Annotated in this window: 23 protein-coding genes, 1 pseudogene and 1 riboswitch; of the genes and pseudogenes, 11 read left to right on the top strand and 13 right to left on the bottom strand. The window is 73.0% G+C overall.

Going from position 1 to position 25,945, the window contains the following annotated elements; genetic code table 11:
* Positions 1-105: 105 nt before the first annotated feature.
* Complete coding sequence (locus IE237_RS07820) at positions 106-975, bottom strand: poly(ethylene terephthalate) hydrolase family protein (RefSeq protein ID WP_189801067.1); 870 nt, start codon at positions 973-975, stop codon at positions 106-108.
* A 311-nt stretch (positions 976-1,286) separates the two neighbouring features.
* Here IE237_RS07820 and IE237_RS07825 point away from each other — a divergent pair, with 311 nt between their 5' ends.
* Complete coding sequence (locus tag IE237_RS07825) at positions 1,287-2,552, top strand: serine hydrolase domain-containing protein (protein WP_229842421.1); 1,266 nt, start codon at positions 1,287-1,289, stop codon at positions 2,550-2,552.
* Positions 2,553-2,577: 25 nt separating this feature from the next.
* Here the strand turns inward: IE237_RS07825 and IE237_RS07830 are convergent, their stop codons facing one another.
* The 3 genes and pseudogenes from IE237_RS07830 to IE237_RS07840 all read right to left on the bottom strand — a co-directional run bounded on the left by IE237_RS07830 (position 2,578) and on the right by IE237_RS07840 (position 4,463).
* Positions 2,578-3,111 (bottom strand): GNAT family N-acetyltransferase, encoded by a 534-nt coding sequence (locus IE237_RS07830; RefSeq protein WP_189801068.1) that lies wholly within the window; start codon positions 3,109-3,111, stop codon positions 2,578-2,580.
* A 64-nt stretch (positions 3,112-3,175) separates the two neighbouring features.
* Positions 3,176-3,604, bottom strand: a complete 429-nt coding sequence (locus IE237_RS07835; protein ID WP_189801069.1) for a nucleoside deaminase — start codon at positions 3,602-3,604, stop codon at positions 3,176-3,178.
* Positions 3,601-4,463: pseudogene (locus tag IE237_RS07840) on the bottom strand (LLM class flavin-dependent oxidoreductase). Before IE237_RS07840 ends, IE237_RS07835 begins: the two are co-directional and overlap by 4 nt.
* A 94-nt stretch (positions 4,464-4,557) precedes the next feature.
* Between IE237_RS07840 and IE237_RS07845 the strand changes: the two are divergent.
* The gene (locus tag IE237_RS07845) at positions 4,558-5,022 is read left to right on the top strand and encodes an Lrp/AsnC family transcriptional regulator (RefSeq protein ID WP_189801070.1); all 465 of its coding nucleotides are present in this window, start codon (positions 4,558-4,560) and stop codon (positions 5,020-5,022) included.
* Positions 5,023-5,045: 23 nt separating this feature from the next.
* On the opposite strand, the gene IE237_RS07850 is transcribed toward IE237_RS07845, so the two are convergent.
* Complete coding sequence (locus IE237_RS07850; RefSeq protein WP_189801071.1) at positions 5,046-6,038, bottom strand: serine/threonine dehydratase; 993 nt, start codon at positions 6,036-6,038, stop codon at positions 5,046-5,048.
* Positions 6,039-6,200: 162 nt separating this feature from the next.
* Between IE237_RS07850 and IE237_RS07855 the strand changes: the two genes are divergently transcribed.
* Positions 6,201-7,619: a tetratricopeptide repeat protein gene (locus tag IE237_RS07855; RefSeq protein WP_189801072.1), complete on the top strand. Its 1,419-nt coding sequence runs from the start codon at positions 6,201-6,203 to the stop codon at positions 7,617-7,619.
* Positions 7,620-7,703: 84 nt separating this feature from the next.
* Here IE237_RS07855 and IE237_RS07860 read toward each other — a convergent pair whose 3' ends face one another.
* Complete coding sequence (locus IE237_RS07860) at positions 7,704-8,918, bottom strand: S8 family peptidase (protein ID WP_189801073.1); 1,215 nt, start codon at positions 8,916-8,918, stop codon at positions 7,704-7,706.
* Between the two features lie 409 nt (positions 8,919-9,327).
* On the opposite strand from IE237_RS07860, the gene IE237_RS07865 reads away from it, so the two are divergent.
* Entirely contained in the window at positions 9,328-9,774 is a 447-nt protein-coding gene (locus IE237_RS07865) for a nitroreductase family deazaflavin-dependent oxidoreductase (RefSeq protein WP_189801074.1), read from the top strand.
* A 72-nt stretch (positions 9,775-9,846) separates the two neighbouring features.
* Here the strand turns inward: IE237_RS07865 and IE237_RS07870 are convergent, their stop codons facing one another.
* A complete protein-coding gene (locus IE237_RS07870) occupies positions 9,847-10,773 on the bottom strand; it encodes a DMT family transporter (protein WP_229842423.1) in 927 nt (308 codons plus the stop codon).
* 72 nt (positions 10,774-10,845) lie between these two features.
* Between IE237_RS07870 and IE237_RS07875 the strand changes: the two genes are divergently transcribed.
* Positions 10,846-11,721 (top strand): LysR family transcriptional regulator, encoded by an 876-nt coding sequence (locus tag IE237_RS07875; RefSeq protein WP_189801075.1) that lies wholly within the window; start codon positions 10,846-10,848, stop codon positions 11,719-11,721.
* Positions 11,722-11,766: 45 nt separating this feature from the next.
* Here IE237_RS07875 and IE237_RS07880 read toward each other — a convergent pair whose 3' ends face one another.
* Positions 11,767-12,600: a class II fructose-bisphosphate aldolase gene (locus IE237_RS07880; protein WP_189801076.1), complete on the bottom strand. Its 834-nt coding sequence runs from the start codon at positions 12,598-12,600 to the stop codon at positions 11,767-11,769.
* A 39-nt stretch (positions 12,601-12,639) separates the two neighbouring features.
* Positions 12,640-13,563: an SIS domain-containing protein gene (locus IE237_RS07885; RefSeq protein WP_189801077.1), complete on the bottom strand. Its 924-nt coding sequence runs from the start codon at positions 13,561-13,563 to the stop codon at positions 12,640-12,642.
* Between the two features lie 175 nt (positions 13,564-13,738).
* Between IE237_RS07885 and IE237_RS07890 the strand changes: the two genes are divergently transcribed.
* Both IE237_RS07890 and IE237_RS07895 read left to right on the top strand, forming a co-directional pair.
* Complete coding sequence (locus IE237_RS07890; RefSeq protein ID WP_189801078.1) at positions 13,739-14,545, top strand: DeoR/GlpR family DNA-binding transcription regulator; 807 nt, start codon at positions 13,739-13,741, stop codon at positions 14,543-14,545.
* A gap of 157 nt (positions 14,546-14,702) precedes the next feature.
* Complete coding sequence (locus IE237_RS07895) at positions 14,703-16,727, top strand: phosphocholine-specific phospholipase C (protein WP_189801079.1); 2,025 nt, start codon at positions 14,703-14,705, stop codon at positions 16,725-16,727.
* A 58-nt stretch (positions 16,728-16,785) separates the two neighbouring features.
* Here the strand turns inward: IE237_RS07895 and IE237_RS07900 are convergent, their stop codons facing one another.
* Entirely contained in the window at positions 16,786-17,412 is a 627-nt protein-coding gene (locus IE237_RS07900; protein ID WP_189801080.1) for a DUF6197 family protein, read from the bottom strand.
* A 381-nt stretch (positions 17,413-17,793) separates the two neighbouring features.
* Positions 17,794-17,952: riboswitch (cyclic di-AMP (ydaO/yuaA leader) on the top strand.
* A 2-nt stretch (positions 17,953-17,954) separates the two neighbouring features.
* On the opposite strand from IE237_RS07900, the gene IE237_RS07905 reads away from it, so the two are divergent.
* Entirely contained in the window at positions 17,955-18,839 is an 885-nt protein-coding gene (locus tag IE237_RS07905; protein ID WP_189801081.1) for a LysM peptidoglycan-binding domain-containing protein, read from the top strand.
* Here the strand turns inward: IE237_RS07905 and IE237_RS07910 are convergent.
* From IE237_RS07910 to IE237_RS07920, 3 genes are all read right to left on the bottom strand, one after another.
* Positions 18,823-20,130: a phosphoribosyltransferase family protein gene (locus IE237_RS07910; RefSeq protein ID WP_189801082.1), complete on the bottom strand. Its 1,308-nt coding sequence runs from the start codon at positions 20,128-20,130 to the stop codon at positions 18,823-18,825. The two genes, IE237_RS07905 and IE237_RS07910, sit on opposite strands and share 17 nt — an antisense overlap.
* Positions 20,131-20,275: 145 nt before the next feature.
* Positions 20,276-20,872 (bottom strand): LURP-one-related family protein, encoded by a 597-nt coding sequence (locus IE237_RS07915; protein ID WP_189801083.1) that lies wholly within the window; start codon positions 20,870-20,872, stop codon positions 20,276-20,278.
* 150 nt (positions 20,873-21,022) lie between these two features.
* On the bottom strand, positions 21,023-21,787 hold the full coding sequence (locus IE237_RS07920; RefSeq protein ID WP_189801084.1) for an alpha/beta fold hydrolase: 765 nt from the start codon (positions 21,785-21,787) through the stop codon (positions 21,023-21,025).
* Between the two features lie 232 nt (positions 21,788-22,019).
* On the opposite strand from IE237_RS07920, the gene IE237_RS07925 reads away from it, so the two are divergent.
* The 3 genes from IE237_RS07925 (at position 22,020) to IE237_RS07935 (ending at position 25,908) form a co-directional block, all read left to right on the top strand.
* On the top strand, positions 22,020-24,551 hold the full coding sequence (locus IE237_RS07925) for a SpoIIE family protein phosphatase (RefSeq protein ID WP_229842425.1): 2,532 nt from the start codon (positions 22,020-22,022) through the stop codon (positions 24,549-24,551).
* Between the two features lie 141 nt (positions 24,552-24,692).
* Positions 24,693-24,941 carry a type B 50S ribosomal protein L31 gene (locus IE237_RS07930; RefSeq protein ID WP_189801085.1) on the top strand — a complete coding sequence of 83 codons (249 nt, stop codon included), beginning with the start codon at positions 24,693-24,695 and terminating at the stop codon, positions 24,939-24,941.
* A gap of 130 nt (positions 24,942-25,071) precedes the next feature.
* A complete protein-coding gene (locus IE237_RS07935; RefSeq protein WP_189801086.1) occupies positions 25,072-25,908 on the top strand; it encodes an NAD(P)H-binding protein in 837 nt (278 codons plus the stop codon).
* Positions 25,909-25,945: the final 37 nt, after the last annotated feature.

The following is a 25,945-nucleotide window of genomic DNA, read 5'->3' on the forward strand; positions in this document are numbered from 1 at the left end:
GTCCACGAGGGTACGCGGCCGGGTGTCCGCGCTGGTCAGCGGCGCCGGAGCGGACCGAAGCCCGCTCCGGCCCGGACGGAGCCCGTCGTACGGGGTGGCCTGCCGTCAGGCCGTGGGGCCCGGGATCTGGAGTGCCCGCGTGTTGCGGTCCCAGCCGGACCACAGCTCGCTGTCCGTGCAGGAGCCGCAGCCCGGCCCGAAGAACGTCCCGCGGGCGTTCTCGTCGCCCATCAGCCAGAACCGCAGCCAGGCCGTGGTCGGTGCGCGGAAGTCGCCGCCGTCCCCGATGGAGCTCAGGTGCCCGGCGCCGCGGACCTCGCCGTAGACGGCGGGGACGTGGGACGAGTCCCGGTACAGCGCCTTCACGAGGGCCGGCCACACCGTCAGGTCGCGCTGGCCGGCCAGGTAGAAGACGGGCTCGTCCATCAGGTCGGGGTCGGTCAGCGGTCCCGGCTGGATGGGGACGGCGGTGTCGACCCGGGGGTCGAGCGCGGCGTTGACCGCGGCCGCGCCGCCCTGCGAGTGGCCGGCGGAGCCGATGTGTTCGAGGTCCACCTTCCGGTAGAAGGGGCTGGAGCTGTCGGCGTTCCGCTGCTCCAGGACGTCGATGCCGGCGCGCATGCTGATGGCGAAGTTGGAGGTGGGGGTGTTGGCGGCGGCGACGATGAAGCCGTGGCTCGCCCAGTGGCGCAGCAGCGAGCTGTAGATCCCGGGCACGGCGCCGGTGCCGTTGCCCCAGATCACCACCGGGTGCAGCTCTCCTCGCTGTCCCATGTCCTTCGGGTGGTAGAAGGTGTGCACCACCTCGATGTCGACGGCGACCTCGTACGGCCCCGGCTGGTCCCAGGCGGTGCCGACCGACGGGATCCGGCCGGTCGCCGCCTCCGTCGCGCCGGCGGTGCCCGGCCCGGCGTACGCCGCCATCAGGAGGGCGAGCAGCAGGCCGCCGAGTGCGCGGCCCCATCTCCGATTCATAGGAACTCCTTCTCGTGTGCCGCACGTTGCGCGTCCTCGCAAGCGTGACCAGCGCAATGATCGAGCTCTCCGGGGCGGTTGTCTGTCGGCAGGAGCCCAGTCCTGCCGGGGTCGCGCTGGGCAGTCGCCCAACAGCGGGACGGAACTAGGCCGTCCGGAAGTCGTCGCCCGTGTCGGGAACCGTTCGCCGACGGCGGGACTCATGATCGGTGAACACAGGGGGCCACGCGCGACCGCACGCGGGCCCCGCCCCGCGGCCCACCCCCGCCGAGTGCCGCACCTGATGATTCGGAAGAAGTCGAGGAACCGCCGTGCCTCTGTCGTCGCACCGCCGGATGGCCGTGAGCGCCACCCTGATCGCCGCGCTCGCGGCGGGTGTCGTCCCTGCCACCAGTGCGTTCGCCACTCCCCTCTCTCCCGCCGCGACGGCCTCGCCCGCGGCTCCCACCCCCGACATGGCGGGCGTGGTCGCCGCGCTCGACTCGGCCATGGCCAACGGCGCACCGGGGGCGATGGCCCGGTTCACCGGCCCCAAGGGCGTCCAGAGCCGGACCGTCGGCGTCCAGGACCGGACGTCGGGGGCGCCGATGGACATCCACGCGCGCTTCCGTATCGGCAGCGTCAGCAAGACGTTCTCCACGGTCGTGCTCCTGCAGCTGGTGGAGGAGGGCCGGCTGGAACTCGACTCTCCGGTCAACCGGTACCTGCCCGGACTGCTCCCCGACGATCGCATCACGGTCCGCCACCTCCTGACCCACCGCAGCGGGCTCGCCGACTACACGGACGCGATGTTCAACGACACCGTGCCGGGCTTCGAGGCCGTGCGGAACCGGGTGTTCGGCTACCAGGAGCTCGTCGACCTCTCCCTGAGCGAGCCCCGCACCACGGAGCCGGGCGTGGCGTACAAGTACTCCAACGCCAACTTCGTGGTCGTCGGCATGCTCATCGAGAAGCTCACGGGCCGGCCGGTGTCCGACGCGTACGAGCGCCGCATCTTCAAGCCGCTGAAGCTGACCAAGACCTCGTACGTCCACCCCGACACGCGCATCAAGGGCCTGCACGTGCGGGGTTATCTGCACCCGGACGCGGAGGGCGACCCGCTCGTGGACTCCACGGAGCAGACCGTGTCCTGGGCGCAGTCGGCCGGTGCCGTCATCTCCAGCCCCGCCGATCTGAACACCTTCACCAGCGCGCTCATGCGCGGCCGTCTGCTGTCCCCGGCGATGCTGGAGGCGATGACGACGGTCACGCCGACGGACACGACGAACACCCGGTTCTACGGTCTGGGCCTGCGCCGCTACGACCTGTCCTGCGGCACTCAGGTGTACGGGCACACCGGCACCGTGCAGGGCTTCTACACGTACGCCTTCTCGACCCGCGACGGGCGGCGCAGCCTGTCCGCCCTGGCGAACACCTCGAACCACGGCGCCGCCAACACCGCGCTCGGCGGCACCCTGGAGGCGGCCTTCTGCGGCAAGAAGCCGGCGGTGGCGCCGTCCTCGCGCGCCTCCGCCTCGCCCGCGGCCGGTGACTTCTCGTCGCTGCCCGCGGAGCGGGACCTGCCCGAGCGCCACTGACGGCGCTCCGGCCGGGCCCCGGTGATCACGCCTGGTACTCGGTGAGGTCGATGGCGTAGAGCCGCAGGGGAACGCCGAAGACCGGGTGGTCCGTCTCGCGCTCCGGCGTCATGCCGAGCTTCCGGATGACGTTCTCGGAGGCCCGGTTGCCGATGTGCGTGATGGCGACCACCCGGTCGAGCCCGCGGTCCTGGAGGGCGAACTCCAGGACCGCGTGGGCGGCCTCGGAGGCGTACCCCTGGCCCCAGAACTGCCGGCCGAGGCGCCAGCCGATCTCCACGGCGGGCAGCACCTCCGGCAGGAAGTCCGGCACGGAGAGCCCCGCGAAGCCGATGAGCTCGCCGGAGCCGAGGAGCTCGACGGCGAAGAGCCCGAAGCCCTCCTCGTCCCACTCCTCCTCGCACCGCTCGATGGCCTCGGCGGTCTGCTCCAGGTCCCGCACCGAGCCGTCCCCGATCCACCGCATGACCTCGGGGTCGGCGTTGATCTCCGCCATCGGGACGAGGTCGTCGTCGCTCCAGCGGCGGAGCAGGAGCCGGGGGGTGAGGATCTCGGTCATGTCCCCATCCTGACGCATCCGGGGTCGCGTCTCGCGGCGGAGCGGTGGGGGCCGCCGTCGCGGGTCAGCGGTAGTAGCCCTGGACCACGGCCCGTACCTCGTCGAGCAGTGCGGGTCCGTCCTGCGGTACGGGCGGGCGGCCGCTGCCGGGGCGGATGTCGAGAAGCTGTTCGTTGGACAGCGCGTACACGACCCGGCGGAGGCCCGCCTGCCGGATGGCCGCTTCGCACATGCCACACGGCTGGCAGCTGGTGTACATCGTGGTCTCGGCCGCCGTGGCGGGGTCCAGTTCCCGGGCCGCCCACCGTGCGAGCTTGAGCTCGGGGTGGGCGGTGATGTCCCGGTCGGTGAGGGTGGTGTTGTGTTCTTCGGCCAGGATCGTTCCGTCCGGTGCCGCGAGGAGCGAGCCGAACGGCGGGTCGCCGCCGTCGCGTGCGGTGGCCGCGAGGGCGATGGCGCGGCGGAGGAGGGTGTGGTCGTCTGCTGTCGTCATGACGGCTCCGTTCGGGTGTGGTGCGGGGAGAGGTGGGCGGCGACGGTGGCGAGTGCCTGCCAGGCCGTCTGCGGGTGGGTGGTCTCGTTCGGGTCCCCGCCGTACGGGTCGAGGACGACGGTGTCGGCGCCCATCAGCCGCAGTCGGTCGAGGTCGTCCATGATCTGTTCGATCGTGCCCTCCCCGGCGAGGCGGTCCGGTCCGCCGACCGGTGCCGTGGTCAGCCTGAGGGCGATGCGAGGCGCCAGGGCGGGCGTGGGGAGCCGCTGCTCGTCCGCGTGCTCCCGCATCCTCGCGGCGCCTTCGCGCAGCTGCCCGAGGGTGCGGCGCAGGGGGTGCCAGGCGTCCCCGAACCGCACGGCGCGGCGCAGTCCCGCGTCACTGTGGCCGCCGATCCAGACCGGAATCGGGTGGTCTCCGTAGGCGGCGGTGTCGGCCCAGGCCTCGCGCAGGGCGTGGAGGTGCTCGTCGGTGAGCCGTCCTCGCCGTTCGAACGGGATGCCGAGGGCGGCGAACTCCTGGCGTGCCCAGCCCACTCCCACTCCGAGGACGAGCCGCCCGCCGCTGAGGGCGTCGAGGTTGGCCGCCATGCGGGCGGTGAGGAGCGGGTGCCGGTAGGGGGCGATGAGGACGGTCGTGCCGAGCCGGACGCGGGTGGTGACGCCGGCCAGCCACGACAGGGTGGTGAACGGTTCGTAGAAGGGGCCGGGTAGCGCTCGGCGACGTCGGGGGTGATGGCGATGTGGTCCGAGACCATCAGCAGGTCGTAGCCCAGGCCTTCGACGGTCCGGGCCCAGTCGCGCAGGATGCCGGGATCGGCGCCGGGGCCGAAGTTGAGGATGTTGACTCCGATCTTCACGCGGCACAGGCTAGCCAGGCATGAGGGGCGGTCTGAAGTGATTCCCGCCTGTTCAGGGGCCGTTCGGCCGTGGATCCGCCGGTAATCTGATCAGATGACCGAGAGTCTTGACGTGACGGACTGGGCGATCCTGACAGAGGTTCAGCGGGACGGCCGGATCGCGTACACGGAGCTGGCACGGCGGGTGAACCTGAGCGCCTCGGCGACGAAGGAGCGGGTGCGCCGTCTGGAGGAGTCCGGGGTGATCACGGGCTACCGGGCGGAGGTGGATCTGGAGCGGATCGGGTACGCGGTCCTCGCCGTCGTCCGGCTGAAGTACCCGGGGACCCGGCACGAGCCGCTGCGCCGGCTGCTCGGCGAGCGTGCGGAGATCCTGGAGTGTCTCCGTACGACCGGCGACGACTGCTACGTCCTGAAGGTGGCGGCCACGTCGATGGCCCATCTGGAGCAGATCGTCGACGCGCTCGCGGAGTTCGGCAGCACGACCACCAATCTCGTCTTCAGCCGCCCGCTGCCGCTCCGCGGCCCGAGCGAGCCGTCGCCGTCCGTCCGGCCCTGAAGTCCTGTCCGACGGGCGATCCCTCAGCGGGTTCCGGTGGTCGGTGCCGGCCGCGTGAGGTCCGCGGCGTCGGTGTTGGCGCCGCAGAGGACGACGCAGATCTTCTCGCCTGGTGCCGGGCGGTAGGCGGGCCCGGCGGTTCGGCCGTCGGACGCGGCGGTGAGGGCGGCCAGGGCCGTGGCGGCGGCGTGTTCGACGGCGAGGCGGCGGTCGTCCCACAGGGTCCGGCGGGCGCGGACGATGTCGGCGTCCGTGACGAGGACGGAGTGAACCCCTTCCTCCTGGGCGGCGCTCACGGCGAGGGAGGTGGCGCGGCGGGCGCCGAGGGCGTCGGCGGCGATCGAGTCGACCGTCACGTCGACGGGGTGACCGGCCCGGACTGCGGCGTCGAGGGCGCGGCAGTTCTCGGGTTCGACGGCGACGGTGCGGATGCCGTGGTGCCGGGCGGCGGTCGCGACACCGGCGAAGAGTCCGCCGCCGCCGACCGAGACGACGACGGTGTCGAGGTCCGGGATCCTCCGGTGGATCTCGTCGAGGAGGGTGCCGGCCCCCGCGGCGATCAGGGGGTGGTCGTAGGCGTGGGAGGCGAGCGCCCCGGTGTCGGCCGCGAACGCCTCGCAGGCGGCGAGCGCCTCGGCGTACTCCGTGCCGACGAGCCGTACGTCGGCGTCGTAGCCGCGCAGTCTGTCGACCTTCACCCGGGGTGCGGTGGCGGGGAGGAAGACGGTCGCCCTGACTCCCTGCCGGCGGGCCGCCCAGGCGCAGGCCAGGCCCGCGTTGCCGCCGGAGGCGATGGTGACCCCGGCGGCCGGGAGGGTGCCTTCCTCCCGGTGGGCGAGGAGGAAGTTCTGCGCGCCGCGGGCCTTGAAGGAGCCGGTGTGCTGCATGAGCTCCAGCGCGAGGTGGAGTTCGTACGGCTCGCTCGCGGGGTCGGCGGGGGTGACCGTGACGGGGCGGACGTGGCCGCCGATCCGGTCGGCGGCGGTCTTGACGTCGTCGTACGCGAGGGTGTGCACCAGATGCTCCTGAAGGGGCCGGAACCGGGCGGTCGTATCGACGATCTTCCCTCACCCTCGCCCCCGAGCCCTCGGAACCCGGTTGACCAGGGATTCCGTCGCGAGCGATAGTGACGCCTCTTGGCCGGGAACCTTCGGCCGAAACATCAGGGGTGGGGACTCTTGCACAGCGAAGAAGACGCCGCGTCCGCATGCGCTCACGCGGCCGCGCTGATCGCCGCCGGCCGGTACGCGGAGGCGCGGAAGGCCGCGGAAGCGGCCCTGGAGACGGACGGTCCCGAACCGCAGCTCCTCCTCGTCCTCGCCCGCGCGCACATGGCCGAGGACGAGGACGACCATGACGACGACGCCGAGCGGGTCTTCCGCCGGGCCCTCGACACCTTCCCCGACCACGTCGATCTCCTCGCCGGGTACGCCGAACTCTGCCTGCGCTCCGACGCCCTGGACCGGCCCGGCCGCCACGCACGCGGCCCCGCCCTCCTGGAGCGGCTCCGGGAGCTGGCGCCCGACTCCCCGCAGCTGCGGCGGGCCGCCGCGTCGACCTCGGTCCTCGCCGCGGCCGCGGGCAAGGGACCGTCGGCCGCCCGGGTGCAGCGTCATGACGTCGTCCAGGCGCTCACGACCGCCGCCTCACCGGAGGCTGCGGAGAAGGAGGCCCGGCAGCAGGCGGCCCTCGCGCCGCACGACCGCCGGCTTGCGGTGCTGGACGCGACGCTCACCGCCCTGGCCCGCCCCGGCCGGGCACCGCTGCGCCTCCTCGTCCGCCGCACGCCGAAGTATCTGTTCGTCGCCTCACTGGCCGTCGCCGCGCTCCTGCTCGCGCGACATCTGCTCGGCCCGTTCCCCTTCTGGATCCCGTGGGCGGTCGGCCTGCTCCTCGACCTTCCGCTCCTGGCGCTGCGGCTGCTCCTGCGCGGAGCGCGCGCCCGTGGCGGCGAGCGGGCGTCGGGCGCGGTGGACGCGGGGCCCGTCCCCGCCGAGTCGTCCTTGTCCGCCGTACCGCGGTACGCGCGGCGCGAACTGGCCCTCATCGGCGCCGGTGCCGCCGTCACCCTCGGCGCCCTCGTGACGACCGTCGTCCTGACGCACGCCGAGTACACCGCGTATCCGCGGTACGAGGCGGTCGCCCCGTACGGCTTCCGCGGGATGACGCGGATGGACATGGGCGAGGGGCTCGGCGCCGCCGCGGCGGGCGCCCCGGGCGGGCGGATCGAGGCCGCGTTCACGCACTATTACACGGGCGGCGCGGGCGACGGGTCCGAGCTCACCGTCACCGCGTCCATCGGCGACTTCCACGACGCCTCCGCCGCCCTGGTGCGGGACAGTCACACGCTCCTGTCGGAGACGCCCGGCGTGACCTCGGCCGATGACACCTGGACGGCGGACGCGGGCGCGTACGGCGGCTGGATGCAGTGCTCCCGGTACGTCGAGGACCTCACGGGGACGCCGAAGGCCATCTGTTTCTGGGCGGACAAGGGGAGCATGGGTTCGGTGACGTTCAAGGCCTCGGACATGCCGCACGCCGACATCGAGCAACTGGCCCGGATGACACGGCAGACCGTGCTGCGGCCCTCGTCCTGACCCGACGCGGCGGAGCTCCACGTCACGAGAGGGGGAACCGCCCCGGAGGCGCCGGCTGCCTCCGGGGCGGTTCCGTGTCCGTGGCTACGGGACGATCCTCAGGAGGCGGTTCGGGGAGCCGCTGCCCGGGCTGGTCACCTTGTTGGGCGTGGCGCCGTTGACCAGGGCGGTGGCGACCTGGGCCGGGGTGGCGGAGGTGTGGCCGGCGAGGTAGATCGCGGCGGCGCCGGCCACGTGCGGGGTGGCCATCGAGGTGCCCGAGATGGTGTTGGTGGCGGTGTCGCCGGTGTTCCAGCCCGCGGTGATGGAGACGCCGGGGGCGAAGAGGTCGAGGACCGAGCCGTAGTTGGACCAGCCGGCCTTGGCGTCGGTGCTGCCGGTGGCGCCGACCGTGATGGCGGCGGCGACGCGGGCGGGCGACGAGGAGGAGGCGTTGACGCCGGAGTTGCCCGCGGCGACCGCGTAGGTGACGCCGTCGGCGATGGAGTTCTTCACCGCGTTGTCGAGGGCGGTGGAGGCGCCGCCTCCGAGGGAGAGGTTGGCCACGGCGGGGGCGCCGGCGGTGTGGTTCGCGGTGACCCAGTCGATGCCCGCGATGACACCGGCGGTGGTGCCGGAGCCGTTGTTGTCGAGGACGCGGACGGCGACGATCTTCGCCGACTTGGCCACGCCGTAGGTGGAGCCGGCGATGGTCGTGGCGACGTGGGTGCCGTGCCCGTTGCCGTCCTGGGCGACGTTGTCGCCGTCGACGGCGTCGTAGCCGTTCACGGCGCGCCCGGCGATCTCGGAGTGGGTGATCCGCACGCCGGTGTCGATCACGTAGGCGGTGACGCCGGCGCCGGCGCTGTCGGGGTAGGTGTACGTGCCGGACAGCGGCAGGCTGGCCTGGTCGATGCGGTCCAGGCCCCAGGGCGCGTTGGACTGGGTCGCGTCGGCGCGGACGACCTGGTTCTGCTCGACGGAGGCGACGGCCGGGTCTGCGGCGAGGCGGCGGGCCTCCGTCGCGCCGAGGGTCGCCGTGTAGCCGTTGATGGCGGAGCCGAAGGTCTTGCGGACCGTGCCGCCGTAGCCGGCTATGAGGTTCCGGCCCTTGGCCGAGGCGGCCTTGAAACCCGCACCGTGCTTGAGGGTGACGATGTAGCTGCCGGGGATCGCGTCGGCCGAGCCGGCGGCGAGGACGGTGCCCTCGGCGGGGGCGGCCTGGGCCGGGACGGCGGCGAAGGTCCCGAGCAGGGCGGCGGCGGTCGCGGCGGAGGCCGTCACGGCGAGGCGGGTCTTGTTGCTCTTCGGGAGTGCCATTGCGAGGGAGTCCTCCTCATGGGCGTCGCGCCCGAAGGGTGGGGCGGCGCGACTGTGGGGGGGTGCACGTGGGGCCACGTACACGGTCGGGACCGGTGTGTCCGGTCCCGGCGTGATCAGCAGCCTGGCCGCTCCACGGGCGTGGTCTCAAGGGAGTTGGGGTCTTGTCATGCATCCGCCATACGCCTGCAACGGAACCCGCGTCGAAGCCGGAACAGGTGGCCGGAAGAGGCGCTTCCGTGGCCGGGAACCGGGGCCGCCGGATCCTCGGCCGAGCACGCGCGGCGCGGGCGGGGCGGTAGGGGCGACGCTCCGGCGGAACGTCTCCCTCCGGAGGCGCGAGCGGTCGGATAGCGTCGGGGGCAAGCAGGCCGGCGACGCCGGACGTCATCCGAAAGGACGCACACCCATGCCCCTAGAAGGCGAGTACGAGCCCAGCACGACGAAGTGGGTGCGCGACCAGGTCGAGCTGTACGAATCATCAGGCGGCACCCGGGGCACGACGATGCGGGGCCTCCCCGTCGTCCTGGTCACGAACCTCGGCGCCAAGAGCGGCAAGCTCCGCAAGACCCCGCTCATGCGGGTCGAGCACGAGGGCGCGTACGCACTCGTCGCGTCCAACGGCGGCGCGGTCAAGCACCCCGTCTGGTACCACAACCTGGTCGCCACCCCCCTGGTCGAACTGCGCGACGGCACGCGCGCGTGGGACATGAAGACCCGCATCGTCACCGGCGAGGAGCGCCAGGCGTGGTGGGAGCGGGCGGTCGCCGCGTTCCCGGACTACGCCGACTACCAGCACAAGACCGACCGGGAGATCCCCCTCTTCGTCGCCGAGCCGGTCGTCCAGGACGCGTAGGGCTCGCCTTCCGACCCCGTGCGGCTGTCGCCCGTCGGCGCGCAGGCCTCCCTTGGAGGGAGCACGACCGTGTCACGGTCGCACGGGGGACGTCCCGGCCGGCTCGTCGGCCGCGGACGGGGCGGGGCACCCGGTGGGCCGCGTCCGGGTGCGGGTCAGGCCCACGCCGACGAGGACGACCGCCATGCCCGTCAGCACCCGGGCGGTCAGCGGTTCGTGGAGCACCAGGGCGCCCAGGGTCACGGAGACCACCGGCAGCAGGTAGCCGACGGTGGCGGCGCTGATGGGGCCTTCCTCGGCGATCATCCGGTAGTTGAGGTGGAAGGTGAGCCCGGTCGCGAAGACGCCCAGGACGAGGAGCGCGAGCAGTCCCGTCGCGGTCACCCTCTCCGGGCCGCCGGCCGCCAGGGCGGGCGTACTGAGGGCGGTCGCCGTGAGGAGTTGCGCGGCGGAGAGGGCCAGGGGTGCGGTGCCCCGGTCGGTGAGCCGACGCGCCATGTACGCGAAGGCCGCCGCGTAGCTCACGGAGGCGCCGAGGAGCGCGAGCGCTCCCCAGGTCATGAGACCGGCGCCGGCGCTCCAGGGCGCGAAGATCAGCAGGACGCCGGTGAAGCCGAGGGCGAGTCCGCCGAGCCGCGCGGGGCGCAGCGGACGTTCCGTACCGAGACCGAGGCCGATGAGGAGGGACCAGAGCGGGGTGGTGGCGTTCAGGACGCCCGCCACTCCGCTGTCGACGGTCTGCTCTCCGACGGAGAAGAGCAGGAAGGGCAGCGCGTTGCAGAGGAAGGCGGCGATCACGAGGCGCCCCCAGGTGCCGCGGTCCCGCGGCAGCCGCTGCCCGGCTCCGTGCGCGAGCGCGAGGAGGACCCCCGCGCCGAGGAGGCACCGTACGAAGGTGATCCACCCCGGGGTGAGGCTCTCGTTGAGGGAGATCTTGATCCAGAGGAAACCGGAGCCCCAGAGCAGGGCCAGTACGCCCATGCGTATCGCCGAAGTCATGCCCTCCACGGTCCCGGTCCCGAGCCGACAGGACAAGCGAAGGATCGTTCATCGAGCGTTAAGCTCTGCTACATGCTGGACGTGAGACGCATGCAGGTGCTCCGGGCCGTCGTCGCCAGTGGCTCCGTGACGGCCGCCGCCGGCCATCTCGGCTACACCCCCTCGGCCGTGAGTCAGCAGATCGCCGCACTGGAGAAGGAGGCCGGCATCGAGCTGCTCGAACGCTTCGGCCGGGGCGTACGGCCGACCGCCGCCGGGCGGCTGCTCACCGAGCACGCCGCCGTCATCGGGCGTCAGGTCGCCGAGGCGGAGACGGCGCTCGCCGATCTCAGGGCGGGCCGCACCGGGCAGATCGCGGTGCGCTACTTCGCCACCGCGGGCGCCGACCTGGTCGCGCCCGCCCTGGCCCGCTTCCGTGCGGAACACCCGGGCGTACGGGTCGACCTGAGGATCGGCGACGGCGCCCCCGACGCGGAGGCGGACCTCACCCTCCTCGTGCGGCCCCGGGGCGGCCCGGAGACGTCCGGCGACGGTCTCCGGCTCGTCCATCTGGTCGACGACCCGTACCGCGCCGTGCTTCCCAGGGGCCACCGGCTCGCCGGCCGTCGGGGCGCCGTCGACCTGGCGGACCTGGCCGCGGAGCCATGGGTCGGCAGCGAGCGCGCGGGCCCCTGCCTCGACGCCGTGCTCGACGCCTGCGCGGCGGCGGGGTTCACCCCGGACATCGCCGTGGAGTGCGAGGAGTACGCCACCGCGCAGGGCTTCGTCGCGGCCGGTCTCGGGATCAGTCTGATCCCTCTGATGGGCCTCGGCAGCCGCCACCCGAACGTGGTGGTCCGCAAGGTCCGCGGCCCCGAGCCGGTCCGCGCGATCCACGCCGCGGTACGGGAGTCCTCCCTGGCCCTGCCCGCCGTGCGGGACCTTCTGACGGCGCTTCAGGAGGTCTGAGCGGGCGGGGGCCGGACCCGGACGGGCGTCACGCCCGCGGGCCCGTCACGGCGACAGGACCGCCAGGAGGTGGGCGACCTCGTGGGCCACGGCCGCGCGGGCCGGGTTCAGGTAGTGGCGCGGGTCGACCGTGGTGGGGTGCTCGGCCAGGTGGGTGCGGACGGCCTGGGTGAAGGCCTTGTTCAGGTGCGTGGACACGTTCACCTTGGTCATGCCCGCCGTGACCGCCTCGGTGAGGTGCGGGTCCGAGACGCCCGAGGAGCCGTGCAGGACGAGCGGAACGTCCACCGCCGCCCGCAGCCGGGCGATCAGGTCGAGGTCGAGGACGGCGTCGCGGGTCACCATCTGGTGGGCGCTGCCGACCGCCACCGCGAGGGCGTCGACGCCGGTGGCGGCGACGAAGGCGCGGGCCTCCTCGGGGTCCGTGCGCACGCCCGGCGTGTGGGCGCCGCCCTTGCCGCCGACCTCTCCGAGTTCGGCCTCGACCCAGACTCCGTGGCTGTGGCAGTACTCCACGACCTCGCGGGTGGCGGCGACGTTCTCCGCGTACGGGAGCTTCGAGGCGTCGAACATGACCGAGCCCAGGCCGAGGGCGACGGCCTCGCGGACCAGATCGGGGTTCTCGGCGTGGTCGAGGTGCACGGCGACGGGTGTCTTGGCGGCGCGGGCGACGGCCAGGGAGGCGAGCGCGACCGGCTCCAGGGCTCCGTGGTAGCGGACGGTGTTCTCGCTGATCTGGAGGACGACCGGCCGGTCGGCGTTCTCGGCGCCGGCCACGATGGCCTGGGCGTGTTCGAGCTGGAGGACGTTGAACGCCCCCACCCCCGTGCCCGCGGCGCGGGCGCGGCGGACGATCTCGTCGGTGGGCGTCAGCGGCATGATGCTTCTCCCGGGTGGTGAACGGGTGCGGGGCGGAGGTCAGGCATGGACGTCGGTGAGGACGACGGAGCGGGTGAGGTTCCGGGGGGTGTCCGGGTTCAGCCCCTGGGCCTCGGCGACCGCGACGGCGAGACGCTGGGCGCGGACGAGGTCGGCGAGCGGGTCGAGGTCGCTCTCGGCGAGGGTGCCGCCGACCTTGCGCACCTCGTCCGCGAGTCCGGCGGGCAGGGCGCCGAAGCCCCAGGTCACCCGGCCGGGGCCGGTGATGCTGATGGGGCCGTGGCGGTACTCCATGGCGGGGTACGCCTCGGTCCAGGCGCCGGCCGCCTCGCGCATCTTCAGACCTGCCTCCAGGGCGAGTCCGTAGGTCCAGCCGGTGCCGAGGAAGGTGAACTGCTCGGCCGTGCGCACGCTCTCGTCGAGCGGGGAGATGAGGGCCTGCTCGGCGTCGCGGGCGGCGTCCTCGACGGAGGCGAGTCCCTCGGGGAGGGCGTCCTCGGACTCCAGGTGCGCGCGGAACAGCGCGAGCACGGTGGTCGCGAAGCGGGTCTGGACGACGGACTCCTCGTCGGCGAAGTCGAGGACGGCGACCTCGTCGGCGAGGTCCATCACCGGGGTCGTGGGGTCCGCCGTGATCGCGCCGGTGGGGACCGTGCCGCGGAGCCGGGACAGGACGGCGAGGACCTCGCTGGTGGTGCCGGAGCGGGTGATGGCCACGACCCGGTCGTAGCGGCGGCCGTAGGGGAACTCGGAGGCCGCGAAGGCGTCGGTCTCGCCGTGGCCGCCGGACTCGCGCAGCTCGGCGTAGGCGAGGGCCATGAACCAGGAGGTGCCGCAGCCGATCACCGCGACCCGCTCGCCTCGGCGAGGAAGGGCCGCGACGTGCTGGGACAGGGTGCGGGCCGCCTGGCGCCAGGTCGCCGGCTGGGAGGCGATCTCCACGGCGGTGCGGGTGGTGGTCATGCCGATCTCCTTGCAAGAAGAGTGCGCGATGATGATGGAAATTGCTTGAAGACACGCCCATTCAAGCAGAAACAAGCATCCTCTTGCCAGATCCCGCACCCGCCGACGGCTAGAATCGGACGCGCGCACGAGCGGGGTGGTCATGCGGGCGCGCCCCCGACGGAGGGAGGGACCCATGTCCAAGCACGAGCGGTGGAACACGCTCCTGGAGCTGCTTGCGGCCTCGGGGAAGCTGGAGGTCGAGGAGGCGGCGACGGCCCTCGACGTCTCCGCCGCCACGATCCGCCGGGACCTCGACGAGCTCGCCGAGCAGCAGCTCCTCGTACGGACGCGGGGCGGGGCGGTGGTGCACGGGGTCTCGTACGAACTGCCGCTGCGGTACAAGTCGACGCGGCACGCGCCGGAGAAGCGGCGGATCGCCGAGGCGGTGGCGGATCTGGTCGCACCCGGCGAGGTCGTCGGACTCAACGGGGGGACGACGACGACGGAGGTCGCCCGGGCGCTCGCGCTGCGGTTCGCGAGCGGCAGGGCCGAGGCCCCGGGAGCTGCGGTGTCGGCCGGACCCGCGCTGACCGTGGTCACCAACGCCCTCAACATCGCGGGCGAACTCGCGGTGCGCCCACAGATCAAGATCGTCACCACGGGGGGTGTCGCCCGCCCCCAGACGTACGAGCTGGTGGGCCCGCTGACGGTCGGGGTGCTCAACGAGGTCGTGCTCGACGTGGTGGTGCTCGGGGTCGACGGGGTCGACCCCGAACTCGGCGTGATGGCGCACCAGGAGGACGAGGCGAGCATCAGCCGGCTCTTCGCGGAGCGCGCGAGCCGGGTGGTCGTGGTGACCGACTCCTCGAAGATGGGCCGCCGGGCGTTCGCACGGATCTGCGGTCTGGACCGGATCGATCTGCTGGTGACGGATGCGGGCATCGCCCAGGAGACGGTTGCGCAGCTCACCGAAGCCGGAGTGAAGGTTCTCACCGTCTGAATCATTGGTCTGAAGTCGGACCAATCGATGGCCCGGTATCACAAGGCCTCTGCGTGTTCACACACTAATTACCGCGCGGCTGTATACCTTTAAGCTCCTCTCCCCCATCATGTCTCCGACGTGCCGTTGGGGCACACCGTGACAGGAGAGGCGGGGCATGATTCCCATCAGCCGCAGGGGATTCGTCGGGATCGGCGCGGGGCTCATGGCGGGGGCCGCGCTGCCGCCGGTCCAGGCGTCGGCCGCCGCGCGCACCGCGACCGGCACGCTCACGGACGTGAAGCACGTGGTGATCCTCATGCAGGAGAACCGCAGCTTCGACCACTACTTCGGCACGCTGCGCGGCGTACGGGGCTTCGCCGACCGCGCGGCCGGCAACATCCCCGGCGGCTGGGGCATGTTCAACCAGCCCAACTGGGGCGGCCGCCAGTACCCCTGGAAGCTCAGCGACACCCCGCCCGCCGGCGGCGTCGACGGCGAGACCCTCGCGCAGTGCAACGGCGACCTCCCGCACAGCTGGACCTCGCAGCACGCCGCCTGGAACAAGGGACGCCTCGACAACTGGGTGACGGGCGTGGGCAACACCCGGTCGCTCGGGCACCTCGACCGCGGCGACATCCCCTTCCACCACGCGCTCGCCGACCACTACACGATCTGCGACGCGTACTTCTGCTCCACGCTGAGCGCCACGGGCCCCAACCGCACCTTCCTGTGGAGCGGGAAGATCGACGGCTCCAGCAAGGACGGCGGCGACGAGTCGGGCCTGACCTGGGAGACGTACGCCGAGGCGCTCCAGCGCGCCGGGGTGAGCTGGAAGGTCTACCAGAACGCCCAGGACAACTACGGCGACAACGGCCTCGCGTACTTCAAGAAGTTCACCGACGCACGGCCCGGGGACCCGCTGTACGACCGGGGCATGGGCTCGGTCCCCAAGGTGACCGGCTCGACGCCGGACGACATCGCCGCGGCGATCCGGGCCGACGTCGTCGGCGGGACCCTGCCCCAGGTGTCGTGGGTGGTCGCCAACGAGGCCTTCTCCGAGCACCCGTACGCCCCTCCGGGCGACGGCGCCCACTTCGTCGATCTCGTCTACCGCGCGCTGGCCGCCGACGCCGCGGTGTTCGACTCCACGGTGCTGTTCCTCAACTACGACGAGAACGACGGCTTCTTCGACCACGTGCCGCCGCCGGTCGCCCCTCCGGGCACCGCCGGGGAGTACCTCGACGGCGTGCCGATCGGCCTGGGTTTCCGCGTCCCCATGATTGTCATGTCCCCGTGGACCCGGGGCGGCTGGGTGAGCTCCGAGGTCTTCGACCACACCTCGGTGCTGCGCTTCATGGAGACCTGGACGGCGGCCCTCGGCACCCCGGCCACCTGCCCCAACATCAGCGCCTGGCGACGCAAGGTCACGGGCGACCTGACCGGGGTCTTCGACTTCGCCCACCCGGTGTACGGAGTGCCCGCCGGCCTCCCCTCCACGGCGAAGGTGATCGGCCAGGCCACCTGCGGCCCGCTGCCCAACCCGGCCCCCCAGAACAACGCGCTGCCCGCGCAGGAGGCCGGCACCCGCCCTGCGCGCGCCCTGCCGTACCAGGTGAACGGCAACCTCGACCGGTTCGAGTTCGGCGCCGCGGGCAAGATCCTGGCCTGGTTCTCGATGACGAACCAGGGCGCGGAGGCCAAGCGGCCGGCGCACTTCTCGATCCACCCGCACCAGTACCGGGACACGGCCGCCTGGCAGTACACCGTCGATCCCGGCGGCACGGCCTCCGACTACTTCAACATCGGCCTGGGGTCGGGGTCGGGGAAGTACGACATCTCGATGATGGGCCCCAACCGCTTCCTGCGCCGCTTCATCGGGGACGCCTCCAAGGCCGGCAAGGCCGTCGAGGTGACCGCCCGGTTCGCGCCCGAGACGGGGACGGGCAAGACGGCCCTGTGGTTCAGGATGACCAACACCTCGGCCGGCCCGGTCACCTTCACGATCCGCTCGAACGCCTACCGCTCGGACGGTCCGTGGACGTACACGGTGCCGGCGAACTCCAGTCGCGAGGACTTCTTCAACGCGGTGGCGTACAACGGCGGCTGGTACGACTTCACCATCCTCGCCGACATCGACGGGACCTGGTCGCGCCGGTACACCGGCCACATCGAGACCGGAGCCGCGAGCGTCAGCGGCTGACCGTTCCCCGAGCGCCGGGCGGCGACCCTCCGGTCGCCGCCCGGATCGGCTCACGGCGTCAGCGGCCGGCGTGCGCGGCACGGCGGACCGTGGCGTCGAGGAGGGCCACCGCGTCGGCGGCCGTACGCCCGGGGGCCCGGTTCCACGGCCCGATCAGCCCCTGCCACCCCCGTGACCGGAGCTCGGTCATGATCCAGGCGGCCGCCTCGTTCATGGTGTCCGCGCCGCCGTAACCGAGCCGGTGGGTGGCGAGGAGGGCCCCGCAGACGCACCGGGCGCCCCGCGCGTCACGCAGCTTGTACGGGGCGTTCTGCCAGCCCCACTCGGTGAGCACCAGGCGCGCGTAGCCGAGATGGACCGAGGGGCGCAGCTCGGCCTGGCCGATGCGGCGCCAGGAGTGCAGCCGGTCGGGCAGGACGGCTCCGAGCCGTCCCGGGATCCCGCGCTCGGCGGGGAGCTCCGGCGGCAGGGCGGCGAGCGCGTCGGCCACGAGCCGGTCCACCGGCACGCTGAGCAGCGCCCGCCAGCCCTCCTCCGCCGGTGCGGGCCGCCCGGGGGCGGGCGGCACCGGCACTTCCGGGGCGGTCCAGTCCGTGACGATCCGCTGCCAGGTGGCGCTCTCGAAGAGGGCGGCCGCCTCGCGGTCGAGGGAGTCGGGGCTGAGCAGGGCGGCGGAAGGCGGCATGGGGTCTCTCCTGGGTCGACTCCCTCCATCTTTCAAGAAGAATGTCTGTTTTGCGACTTTTGACCTCGCTCGGAGCGTCACACCCTCCAGGGCGCCATGGCGGGGATTTCCGCCCCAATTACCTTCTTCGGAATTACAGCCCATATTCGGACATTGCACTCCGGGTGACGCGACTCACTCGTCCGCCCCGGCCACCCGGCCACACGCTCCCCCACCCCGTACCGGGCAAGGAAGTTCAACGCCCCGCGCACTGCATCGATCTTGAATTCCCTGAATTCCGTGATCCATTTCCGGATACCCGCGACCCACTCCCCTTGTTATCCGTCGCATTACTGGCCTACGGTCACCTCCATTCGAGCGGAACGCCCAATCCTGCCGCCGCTCGGTAAACCTCCCTTTTCACCCGACGGCAGGAGCGGGGGACCCACGAATACGCCGGTCCGGAATCCGGAACGGCTCGGGGTGAAGCCGCGTGCGCGCGGCCGGACATCTCCCGTCCGAACCCGACAGCTCACCCCGCAGGCGCCGGAGAGGAAACCGTCATGCCTGCTCACGGTAAGCACCGTCGCCCCCGCCTCGGCCACGTCTCTCGCGGCCTCGCCCTGGTCGGAACCGGTGGCGCCGCACTGACCCTGCCGCTGATCGCCCCGGCCGTCGCCGGCGCCGCGCCCGCTTCCGGCGCCCCCGAGATCGCCGTCCAGACCTTCGCCGCTCCCGCCGCGCCGGTCGCGGCCAAGGCTCCCGCCGCCCCGGCCGCCGCGCGCACCTACACCGTCGTGCAGGGTGACTCGCTTTCCCTGATCGCCCACAAGAAGGGAATTCAGGGCGGCTGGAAGAGCCTTTACCACGCGAACAAGAGCACCGTGGGTGACAATCCGTCACTCATTCACCCCGGCCTCGAACTGACCATTCGTCAGGGTTCCGCGAAGGCCGTCCCCGCGCAGGCGAAGGCCAAGAAGTCCGCGACGACCGAGCGGGCGAGCCGCTCCGAGCACCGGTCGGCCACCCCTGCCGTCGCCACCGGCACGGGCGCCTCCGCCGCCGCGGCCGTCGCCGCCGCCCCCGCCGCCGCCGTCAAGGCGGCCCCGATCGCCGCCACGAACTACGCCGACAACCTCGACGGCTGGATCCGGGAGTCGCTGGCCATCATGGGCCAGCACGGCATCCCCGGTTCCTACGACGGGATCCACCGCAACATCATGCGCGAGTCGTCCGGAAACCCCCAGGCCATCAACCTGTGGGACTCCAACGCCGTCGCCGGCACCCCCTCGAAGGGCCTGCTCCAGGTCATCGAGCCGACGTTCCTCGCCTACCACGTGCCCGGCACGTCCATGGACCTGTTCGACCCGGTCGCCAACATCACCGCCGCCTGCAACTACGCGGCCGACCGCTACGGCTCCATCGACAACGTCAACTCGGCCTACTGATCCCTGACGCACGCCGGAAGTGCTCGGCGAACCAGGAGGTGGCGAGGTCCGCCACCTCCTCCAGGGCGCCGGGCTCCTCGAAGAGGTGTCCGGCGCCTCCCACGACGGCGAGCCTGTTCTCACAGCGCAACATGGCCAGGGCCCGCCGGTTGAGGTCCAGGACCAGCGCGTCCGCGCCGCCCACCACCAGGAGCGTCGGGGCTCGCACCGCGGCCAGGTGCTCGGCCGCGAGGTCCGGCCTGCCGCCGCGCGAGACGACGGCGCCCACCGGGGACGCGGGATCGCCCGCCGCCCACAGCGCGGCGGCCGCGCCGGTGCTCGCGCCGAAGTACCCGAGCGGGAGACCGGTGCTCTCGGGGCGCCCGGCCAGCCACTCCGTGGCCCCGGCCAGCCGCCCGGCGAGAAGCGGCGTGTCGAAGACATGGGCCCGGTCCGTCGCCTCCGTCTCGGTCAGCAGGTCGAAGAGCAGCGTCCCGAGGCCCGACCGGTTGAGCGCCGCGGCGACCGCCCGGTTCCGGGGACTGTGGCGGCTGCTGCCGCTGCCGTGCGCGAACAGGACGATGCCGCCCGCGTCCTCGGGCACCGCGAGCCGCCCGCCGAGGGTGACGTCGGCGACCGGGATCCGCACGTCCACGTCCTGCACGACCGGGACCCGCGCGGCCCTGTTCCGCTCCAGACAGGCGATGACCTCGGCGTCCGGGGTCTGCGAGAAGTCCCGGTAGAACTGCCCGATCGCGAAGAAGAGCTCCGGCGCGTGCACACTGACGGTCTCGTCGGCCTCGCCGCCCAGCCGGGCCGTCCAGCCACGCGGTGCCACCGGGACCGCGAGGACGATCCGCGCCGCGCCCCGGGCCCGTACCACCCGGCAGGCCGCCAGCGCCGTCGCACCCGTGGCCAGCCCGTCGTCGACCACGACGACCGTCCGCCCGTCGAGGGGCACGGACGCCCGGCTGCCCCGGTAGCGGAGTGCGCGCTGGTCGAGCTCGGCGAGCTCCCGCTCCTCCACGGCGGCGAGGTCACGATCGCCCACGCGGGTCTCCCGGAGCACCCGCTCGTTCAGCACGCGCACACCGCCCTCCCCCAGCGCTCCCATGGCGAGCTCCGGCTGGTGGGGCACGCCGAGCTTCCGTACGAGACAGATGTCGAGAGGAGCGTCGAGGGTGCCGGCGACCTCCGCCGCCACCGGCACGCCACCCCGTGGCAGCCCGAGGACCACGACGTCATGGCCCTTGAGGTGGTCGAGCCGGGCGGCGAGCTGCCGCCCCGCGTCGGTGCGATCGCTGAAGAACATGGTCCGCCGCCCTTCCGCCTGCGCGGCTCGGGCGCGGGAGGAACGGTGTGCCCGTCCCGGCCCGTCTCTCCAGGGTAGACGGGTCGCCTCGGTCGACGGACCTCCCCGACCCGACGGGCGCCACCGCCGGCCCGTGGCGGCCCGGTCAGCGGGACTGCAGGGCGTCCAGGGCCACGGCCTGGGCTATGGCGAGGCGCCGGTCGAGCTCCGGGTCGGCTATGTCGAGCACGTACCGGTCCCTGATCCCGAACAGCTTGTCGACCGACATGACGGAGCGCCCGCCCTCGGCGAAGTCGAAGTGGTACGGCACGATGAACGGAACGAAATCCGTGAAGGGCAGGAACTCCCAGGCCCGCCGGAGCAGCGCCACGGCCTCGTTCCGCTCCTGCCCCGTGGCTTCCCGCTCCTCGCCCGCCCGGCTCAGGTGCCAGGTGCTGCGCAGCAAGGACGCGCCGAAGTTCTTCCGGAAGCTGCCCAGTCGGGTGCCGGAGGCGCCGACCACGTCGTACGTCGCGCCGAGGTCGATGACCTGACGGGCCTTGAAGGTGAACAGCACCTGGCGCTGGGACTCGTCCGTGTAGAAGGTGACGTGCTCCTTGAAGGCCATCCTCTTCTGGTGGGCGAAGGCGACGAGTTCGGCCTCCTCACCGTCCGGGCCCACGGTGTGCACCAGGTAGCGGTTGGCCATGAGCGTCACCTTCTGCCGGACGAGAAAGCGGTGCTGCGACTGTGCGAGGCCCATCGGTTGTGCTCCTGCCGGTCGTGGACGGTCCCTGGAAGCCGTCCCCTGAGGTCGTGAGCACGAGGATCCGTTGCCGAGGGGCCCCACCGCAGTCCTCGAAAGTCGTCCCTTCCGTCGACCTTCGGATATGACCGGCCGGCCTCGACGGCCTCAGGCGCCGAGGAAGGCCTCGATGGCCTCGGCGAGGGCCTGTGGGGTCTCCTCCGGGGCGTAGTGACCGGCGTCCTTGAGCACTTCGAGGCGCGCGTTGGGGTACCAGCGCAGCCAGGTGGCCTCCATCGCCTCGGTGCCGAGCGCGGGGTCGTGGGCGCCGACGACGAGCAGGACGGGGGTGGGGTTGTCGCGGACCCGCTCGTGGAAGTCGGTGCGGGACCAGGAGTCGAGGTAGGCGCGGAAGGCCGTCGCGGAGGAGCGGGTGAGGGAGCGGTCGACCAGCGCGCTCAGCCAGGCGTCGTCGTAGCGGCCGCCGGTGGTGTTGTCGATGATCGTTCGCCGGTTGGCCGGTTCCTCGGCGGCTCCGGCGAAGAGCTCCCAGGTCTCACCGTCGAGCGGGAAGCCGGCGGCGGAGACCGGCGAGACGCCGATGATCGAGCGGACCCGGTCGGGGGCGTCGAGGAGCATCAGCTGGGCCGCCTTGCCGCCCATCGAGTGGCCGATGACGGAGAACGAATCCCAGCCGAGGTCGTCGGCGACCGCCAGGGCGTCGGCCGCGACCTCCTCCATGGTGTACGCGCCCGCGTGGTCGAGGGCGTCGCCGTAGCCCCGGCAGTCGACGAAGGCGTACGTGCCGACGGTGCCGTCCAGGTGGGCGCGCAGCGGAGCGAAGCTGGTGCGGTCGCCGAACCAGTTGTGGAGCACGAGGGCCCTCCCGGGACCTTCGCCGTGTACGTCGTACGGAAGAACCTGGCCCGTCATCGTGCCCCCTGCTCGCGAGGTCGTGCCGCCGGCGCCGGTGGCGGCGGTCGACGACCGAGTGTGACGGCGCGGGCGCATGGGGTCAACACCGTCGGCCGGGGCGCGCGGGAGCGTGTCGGGCCGGAGGCACGCCCTCGGCGGGTCCGCGCTCCGGGTGCGAGCCGAGTCCGGGATCCAGGACCGCGTCAGGCCCGGGATGCGGGTGCTTTCGCATCGGGGGCATGCTGGCTGTGTGACCTCGCACGGCGCGTCCGGCCCCGGCCCGACGGGCGGCACCGGGCGTCCGTCCGGGAACGCAGCCGACCGCGGGCCGGCTTCCGGCGCGCTGACCTGGGCCCTCGCGGAGGCGGCGCTCGGCGCGGTGGACGATGTCGGGGGCTACGCGGGCGGGGTGTATCTGCGCTCCGGCACCCCGGGCCTGCTGCGGCTGGCGGTCCTGGTGGGGCTGCCGGGGCCGTTGTTCCGCCCGTGGTGGCGCATGCACGCGAACCGGCCCTTCCCCATCGCGGAGGTGCACCGCTCCGGGCAGTCCGTCCACCTCGCCGACGTCGAGGAGGCCATGAGGCGCTTCCCCCAGCTGGTGGCGAGCCTGCCCTTCCCGTTCTCCTCGCTGTACGCACCGGTGGTCGCCGGCCGTGAGCGCTTCGGCGTGCTCGTGGCGCTGCGCGCGCCGACCCCCGGGGTGCCGGTGGAAGCGCGGGACCGAGGCCGGATGACCCGGGGCGGGCTCCAGCTCGGCGAGGCCCTGGCCGACCTGTCCCGGCAGGGGACGAGGGTCGAGTGGCCCGACGACCCGGTGTGCGTGCAGCTGCCCACCGGTTCGGGGCCGCCGGTCCGCTTCGGCTCCTTCGCCTGGGACCTGGACACGGGCATGGTCACGCTGGACGGCGGCCTGCTCACTGTCCTCGGGGCGGGTGTCTCCTCGCCCTGCTCGATCGAGGTGCTGACCTCCCTGCTGGATCCCGAGGACGGCTACGCCCTGTGGGCGGCGGCCCGGCATGCGACGGGGAAGGACGGGCGGCCGACGGTCCGCCGGATCCGCCTGAAGGGTCCGGACGGCGGCCTGCACCTCCTCGAGGTGTCCACGCGGGCCCGGCGGACCTCGTCGGACGACGGGTCCACGAGCGGGGCACGGCTGGAGGGCACACTCGTCGACCTCGGTACGGGTCTGGTCGGCTCGGACGCCACGGACCGGCTGCCGCGCGCCATCCTGGCCGCCGACCGGCTGGGGCGCGTCACGTACGTCAACGAGCGCACGGAACGCCTGCTGGGCCGGCCGCGAGCGGCGCTGGCGGGGCGGACGCTCTGGGAGGCACTCCCCTGGTTCGGCAACCCCCTCCACGAGGATCAGCTGCGCGCCGCCCTGCTCTCCGGCGAATCCGTCCATTTCCTGGCCCATCCCGAGCACGGCCGGTGGCTGTCGGTCTCGCTCCACCCCGGCCGGGACGGGGTGACGATGGTGCTGGTCCCGGAGGAGGATCCGGCTCCGCTCGCCCCGGCGTCGCCGAGCGAACAGCGCACGGAGCACGTCCTGTCGGCGCCCGGCGACCGGGCGGCGGCGCTGTACCGGCCGGTGGCCCTGGCGATCGCGCTGTCCGAGGCGGTGACGGCGCGCCAGGTGTCGGCGGTGGTGACGGAGGAGCTGCTGCCGGCGTTCGGCGGACGGCAGTTGGCGATCTACCTGCTCAGCGACCGGCGTCTCTACCTGGCCTGGGAGACGGGCTTCCCGCCGGGATTCCTCGAACCCTTCGACGGCGTGGCCCTGGACGCCCATGTGCCGGGCGTGGAGACGCTGACGACCGGCAGGCCGCTCTTCTTCGAGTCCATGGAGCAGCTGGGCCGGGCGTATCCGGACCTTCCGATGGACGCGCACTCGGGCGCGCGGGCCTTCCTCCCCCTGATCGCCTCGGGCCGGCCGGTGGGGTCCTGCATCCTCGGCTTCGACTCGCCACGGGGCTTCAGTCCGGAGGAGCGGACCGTCCTGACGGCGCTCGCGGGGCTGATCGCGCAGGCGCTGGAGCGGGCGCAGCGGTACGACACGGAGTCGGCGGTCGCGCGGGGGCTGCAGGACGCGCTGCTCCCGCACCGGCTGCCGGTGCGGGACGGTGTGGACACGGTGGGCCGCTATCTGCCGGGCACGCAGGGCATGGACGTGGGCGGCGACTGGTACGACGTGATCGAGACGGGCCGGGGACAGCTCGCCCTGGTGATCGGCGACGTGCAGGGCCACGGTGTGGCGGCCGCGGCCACGATGGGGCAGCTGCGCAGCGCCGTCCGGGCGTTCGCGTTGGGCGGTCATCGGCCGCAGGACGTGATGCGGGGCACCAACCGGCTCCTGATCGATCTGGACCCCGGCCAGTTCGCGAGCTGTTGCTACGTCCTCCTCGACCCGGAGACGGGTGAGGCGCGCGCGGTGCGGGCGGGGCACCCGCAGCCTCTGCTGCGGCGGCCGGACGGGACGACACACGAGGTGGACCTGGCGGGCGGGATGGTCCTGGGGGTCGATGCCCGGGCCTCGTATCCGGTGACGCGGCTGCGGCTGGCGCCGGGCGCCGTCCTCGCGCTGTTCACGGACGGTCTGGTGGAGCAGCCGGGCAAGGACATCGACGAGGGCATCGAGCGGTTGAGCGGTGCCTTCGCCGCGACCGGTGAGCTGGCGCTCCCGGAGACGGCCGACCGGCTGATCCGGGAGGCCCGGGCCGCCACGTCCCGGCCGGACGACATCGCCCTGCTGCTCGCGGCCCGGTGGGCGGAGAGCGGCTGAGCGGCCCGCGCGGGCGGGGCGGCCCCGGGGCCGTCACCCGGTCGGCCCCGTGGCGCTGGTCGGGGGCCATGGGCGCGGGGAGGCTGGAGGTGCCGTGCCGATCAGGCCGGACGAGCCAGGGCGGCAGCCCGAGGAGGACACGTGCAGCAGGACAAGCAGCCCGAGTACGGCCCCGTGGTGTTCCGTGACCGCTCGGCGGGGTACGCGTTCCTGACCCGGTCCACCGCGACCAGCGAGCGGACCATCGAGTGGGACGACGGCAACACGTATCCGGTGATCGATGTCGAGATCTCCTCCGAGAGCCACCCGTTCTACACGGGCACGGCGCGGACGGTGGACTCGGAGGGCCGGATCGCCAAGTTCCAGCGGCGTTTCGGCGAGGAGGACTGAGGCTCCGGAGCATCACGGGAGAGCCGCTTCCGAAACTGGCCAGGAGATGGCCAGTTCGCCTTCCAGGATGAGGACACGAAGACGGCGGGGCGCTCGCGCTCCGCCACGGACTCCCTGGAGGGGAACAGCTGTGATCGTGGTGACCGGAGCGACCGGAAACGTCGGACGAGTGCTGGTGGAGCTGCTGGCCCGGGCCGGCGAGGAGGTCACGGCGGTGAGCCGTCGTCCTGCCGAGGGGCTGCCGGCCGGTGTGGCGCACCGGCAGGGGGACCTGGCGGATGTCGACGGCCTCAAGGGGCTGTTCGAGGGCGCCGAGGCCGTGTATCTGCTCGTCGGGGGGCTCGGTGACGAGCTGCGTCCACGCGAGATCGTGGCGGCGGCGGTGGCCTGCGGGGTGCGGCGGATCGTGTTCCAGTCCTCGCAGTTGGTGGGGACGCGGACCGATTCGGTGTCGCACGAGATTCTGCGGGCGTTCGAGGCGGCGGTACGGGAGTCGGGCGTCGCCTGGACGGTGCTGCGGCCGGGCGGCTTCGCGTCCAACGCCTTCCTCTGGGCGGAGCCGGTGCGATCGGCCCGTACCGTCATGGCTCCGTTCGCCGATGTGGCGCTGCCCGTGGTGGACCCGGCGGACATCGCCGAGGTCGCGGCCGCCGCGCTGCGGGACCCGGCGCACGCGGGGCGGACGTACGTCCTGACCGGCCCTGCCCCTGTCTCTCCCCGCGAGCAGGTGCGGGCGCTGGCCGACGCGCTGGGCGCTCCGGTGGAGTTCGTGCCGCAGAGCGCGGGCGAGGCCAGGGCGCAGCTGGTGCGGTTCCTGCCGGAGGAGGCCGTCGACGGGATGCTGTCGGTGATGGGCGAGCCGCGTGCCGAGGAGCAGCGGGTGAGCCCGGACGTGGAGCGGGTGCTCGGGCGGGCGCCCCGGCCCTTCTCGGCGTGGGCGGAGCGGAACGCGTTCGCCTTCGCCTGAGTCGGCACCGTCGGGCCGGACGGCGGAGGCGGGGAGG

Origin of the sequence: Streptomyces tanashiensis (genome assembly GCF_014648895.1) — a bacterium.
Taxonomy (GTDB): domain Bacteria; phylum Actinomycetota; class Actinomycetes; order Streptomycetales; family Streptomycetaceae; genus Streptomyces; species Streptomyces tanashiensis.

Bases quoted from the DNA above. Each gene is read 5' to 3' on its own strand.
- IE237_RS07890 (WP_189801078.1), top strand. From the start codon at position 13,739: ATGTCCAAGCACGAGCGGTGGAACACGCTCCTGGAGCTGCTTGCGGCC.
- IE237_RS07870 (WP_229842423.1), bottom strand. From the start codon at position 10,773: ATGACTTCGGCGATACGCATGGGCGTACTGGCCCTGCTCTGGGGCTCC.
- IE237_RS07865 (WP_189801074.1), top strand. From the start codon at position 9,328: ATGCCCCTAGAAGGCGAGTACGAGCCCAGCACGACGAAGTGGGTGCGC.
- IE237_RS07845 (WP_189801070.1), top strand. From the start codon at position 4,558: ATGACCGAGAGTCTTGACGTGACGGACTGGGCGATCCTGACAGAGGTT.
- IE237_RS07830 (WP_189801068.1), bottom strand. From the start codon at position 3,111: ATGACCGAGATCCTCACCCCCCGGCTCCTGCTCCGCCGCTGGAGCGAC.
- IE237_RS07920 (WP_189801084.1), bottom strand. From the start codon at position 21,787: ATGACGGGCCAGGTTCTTCCGTACGACGTACACGGCGAAGGTCCCGGG.
- IE237_RS07910 (WP_189801082.1), bottom strand. From the start codon at position 20,130: ATGTTCTTCAGCGATCGCACCGACGCGGGGCGGCAGCTCGCCGCCCGG.
- IE237_RS07875 (WP_189801075.1), top strand. From the start codon at position 10,846: ATGCTGGACGTGAGACGCATGCAGGTGCTCCGGGCCGTCGTCGCCAGT.
- IE237_RS07860 (WP_189801073.1), bottom strand. From the start codon at position 8,918: ATGGCACTCCCGAAGAGCAACAAGACCCGCCTCGCCGTGACGGCCTCC.
- IE237_RS07835 (WP_189801069.1), bottom strand. From the start codon at position 3,604: ATGACGACAGCAGACGACCACACCCTCCTCCGCCGCGCCATCGCCCTC.
- IE237_RS07915 (WP_189801083.1), bottom strand. From the start codon at position 20,872: ATGGGCCTCGCACAGTCGCAGCACCGCTTTCTCGTCCGGCAGAAGGTG.
- IE237_RS07820 (WP_189801067.1), bottom strand. From the start codon at position 975: ATGAATCGGAGATGGGGCCGCGCACTCGGCGGCCTGCTGCTCGCCCTC.
- IE237_RS07905 (WP_189801081.1), top strand. From the start codon at position 17,955: ATGCCTGCTCACGGTAAGCACCGTCGCCCCCGCCTCGGCCACGTCTCT.
- IE237_RS07880 (WP_189801076.1), bottom strand. From the start codon at position 12,600: ATGCCGCTGACGCCCACCGACGAGATCGTCCGCCGCGCCCGCGCCGCG.
- IE237_RS07895 (WP_189801079.1), top strand. From the start codon at position 14,703: ATGATTCCCATCAGCCGCAGGGGATTCGTCGGGATCGGCGCGGGGCTC.
- IE237_RS07885 (WP_189801077.1), bottom strand. From the start codon at position 13,563: ATGACCACCACCCGCACCGCCGTGGAGATCGCCTCCCAGCCGGCGACC.
- IE237_RS07900 (WP_189801080.1), bottom strand. From the start codon at position 17,412: ATGCCGCCTTCCGCCGCCCTGCTCAGCCCCGACTCCCTCGACCGCGAG.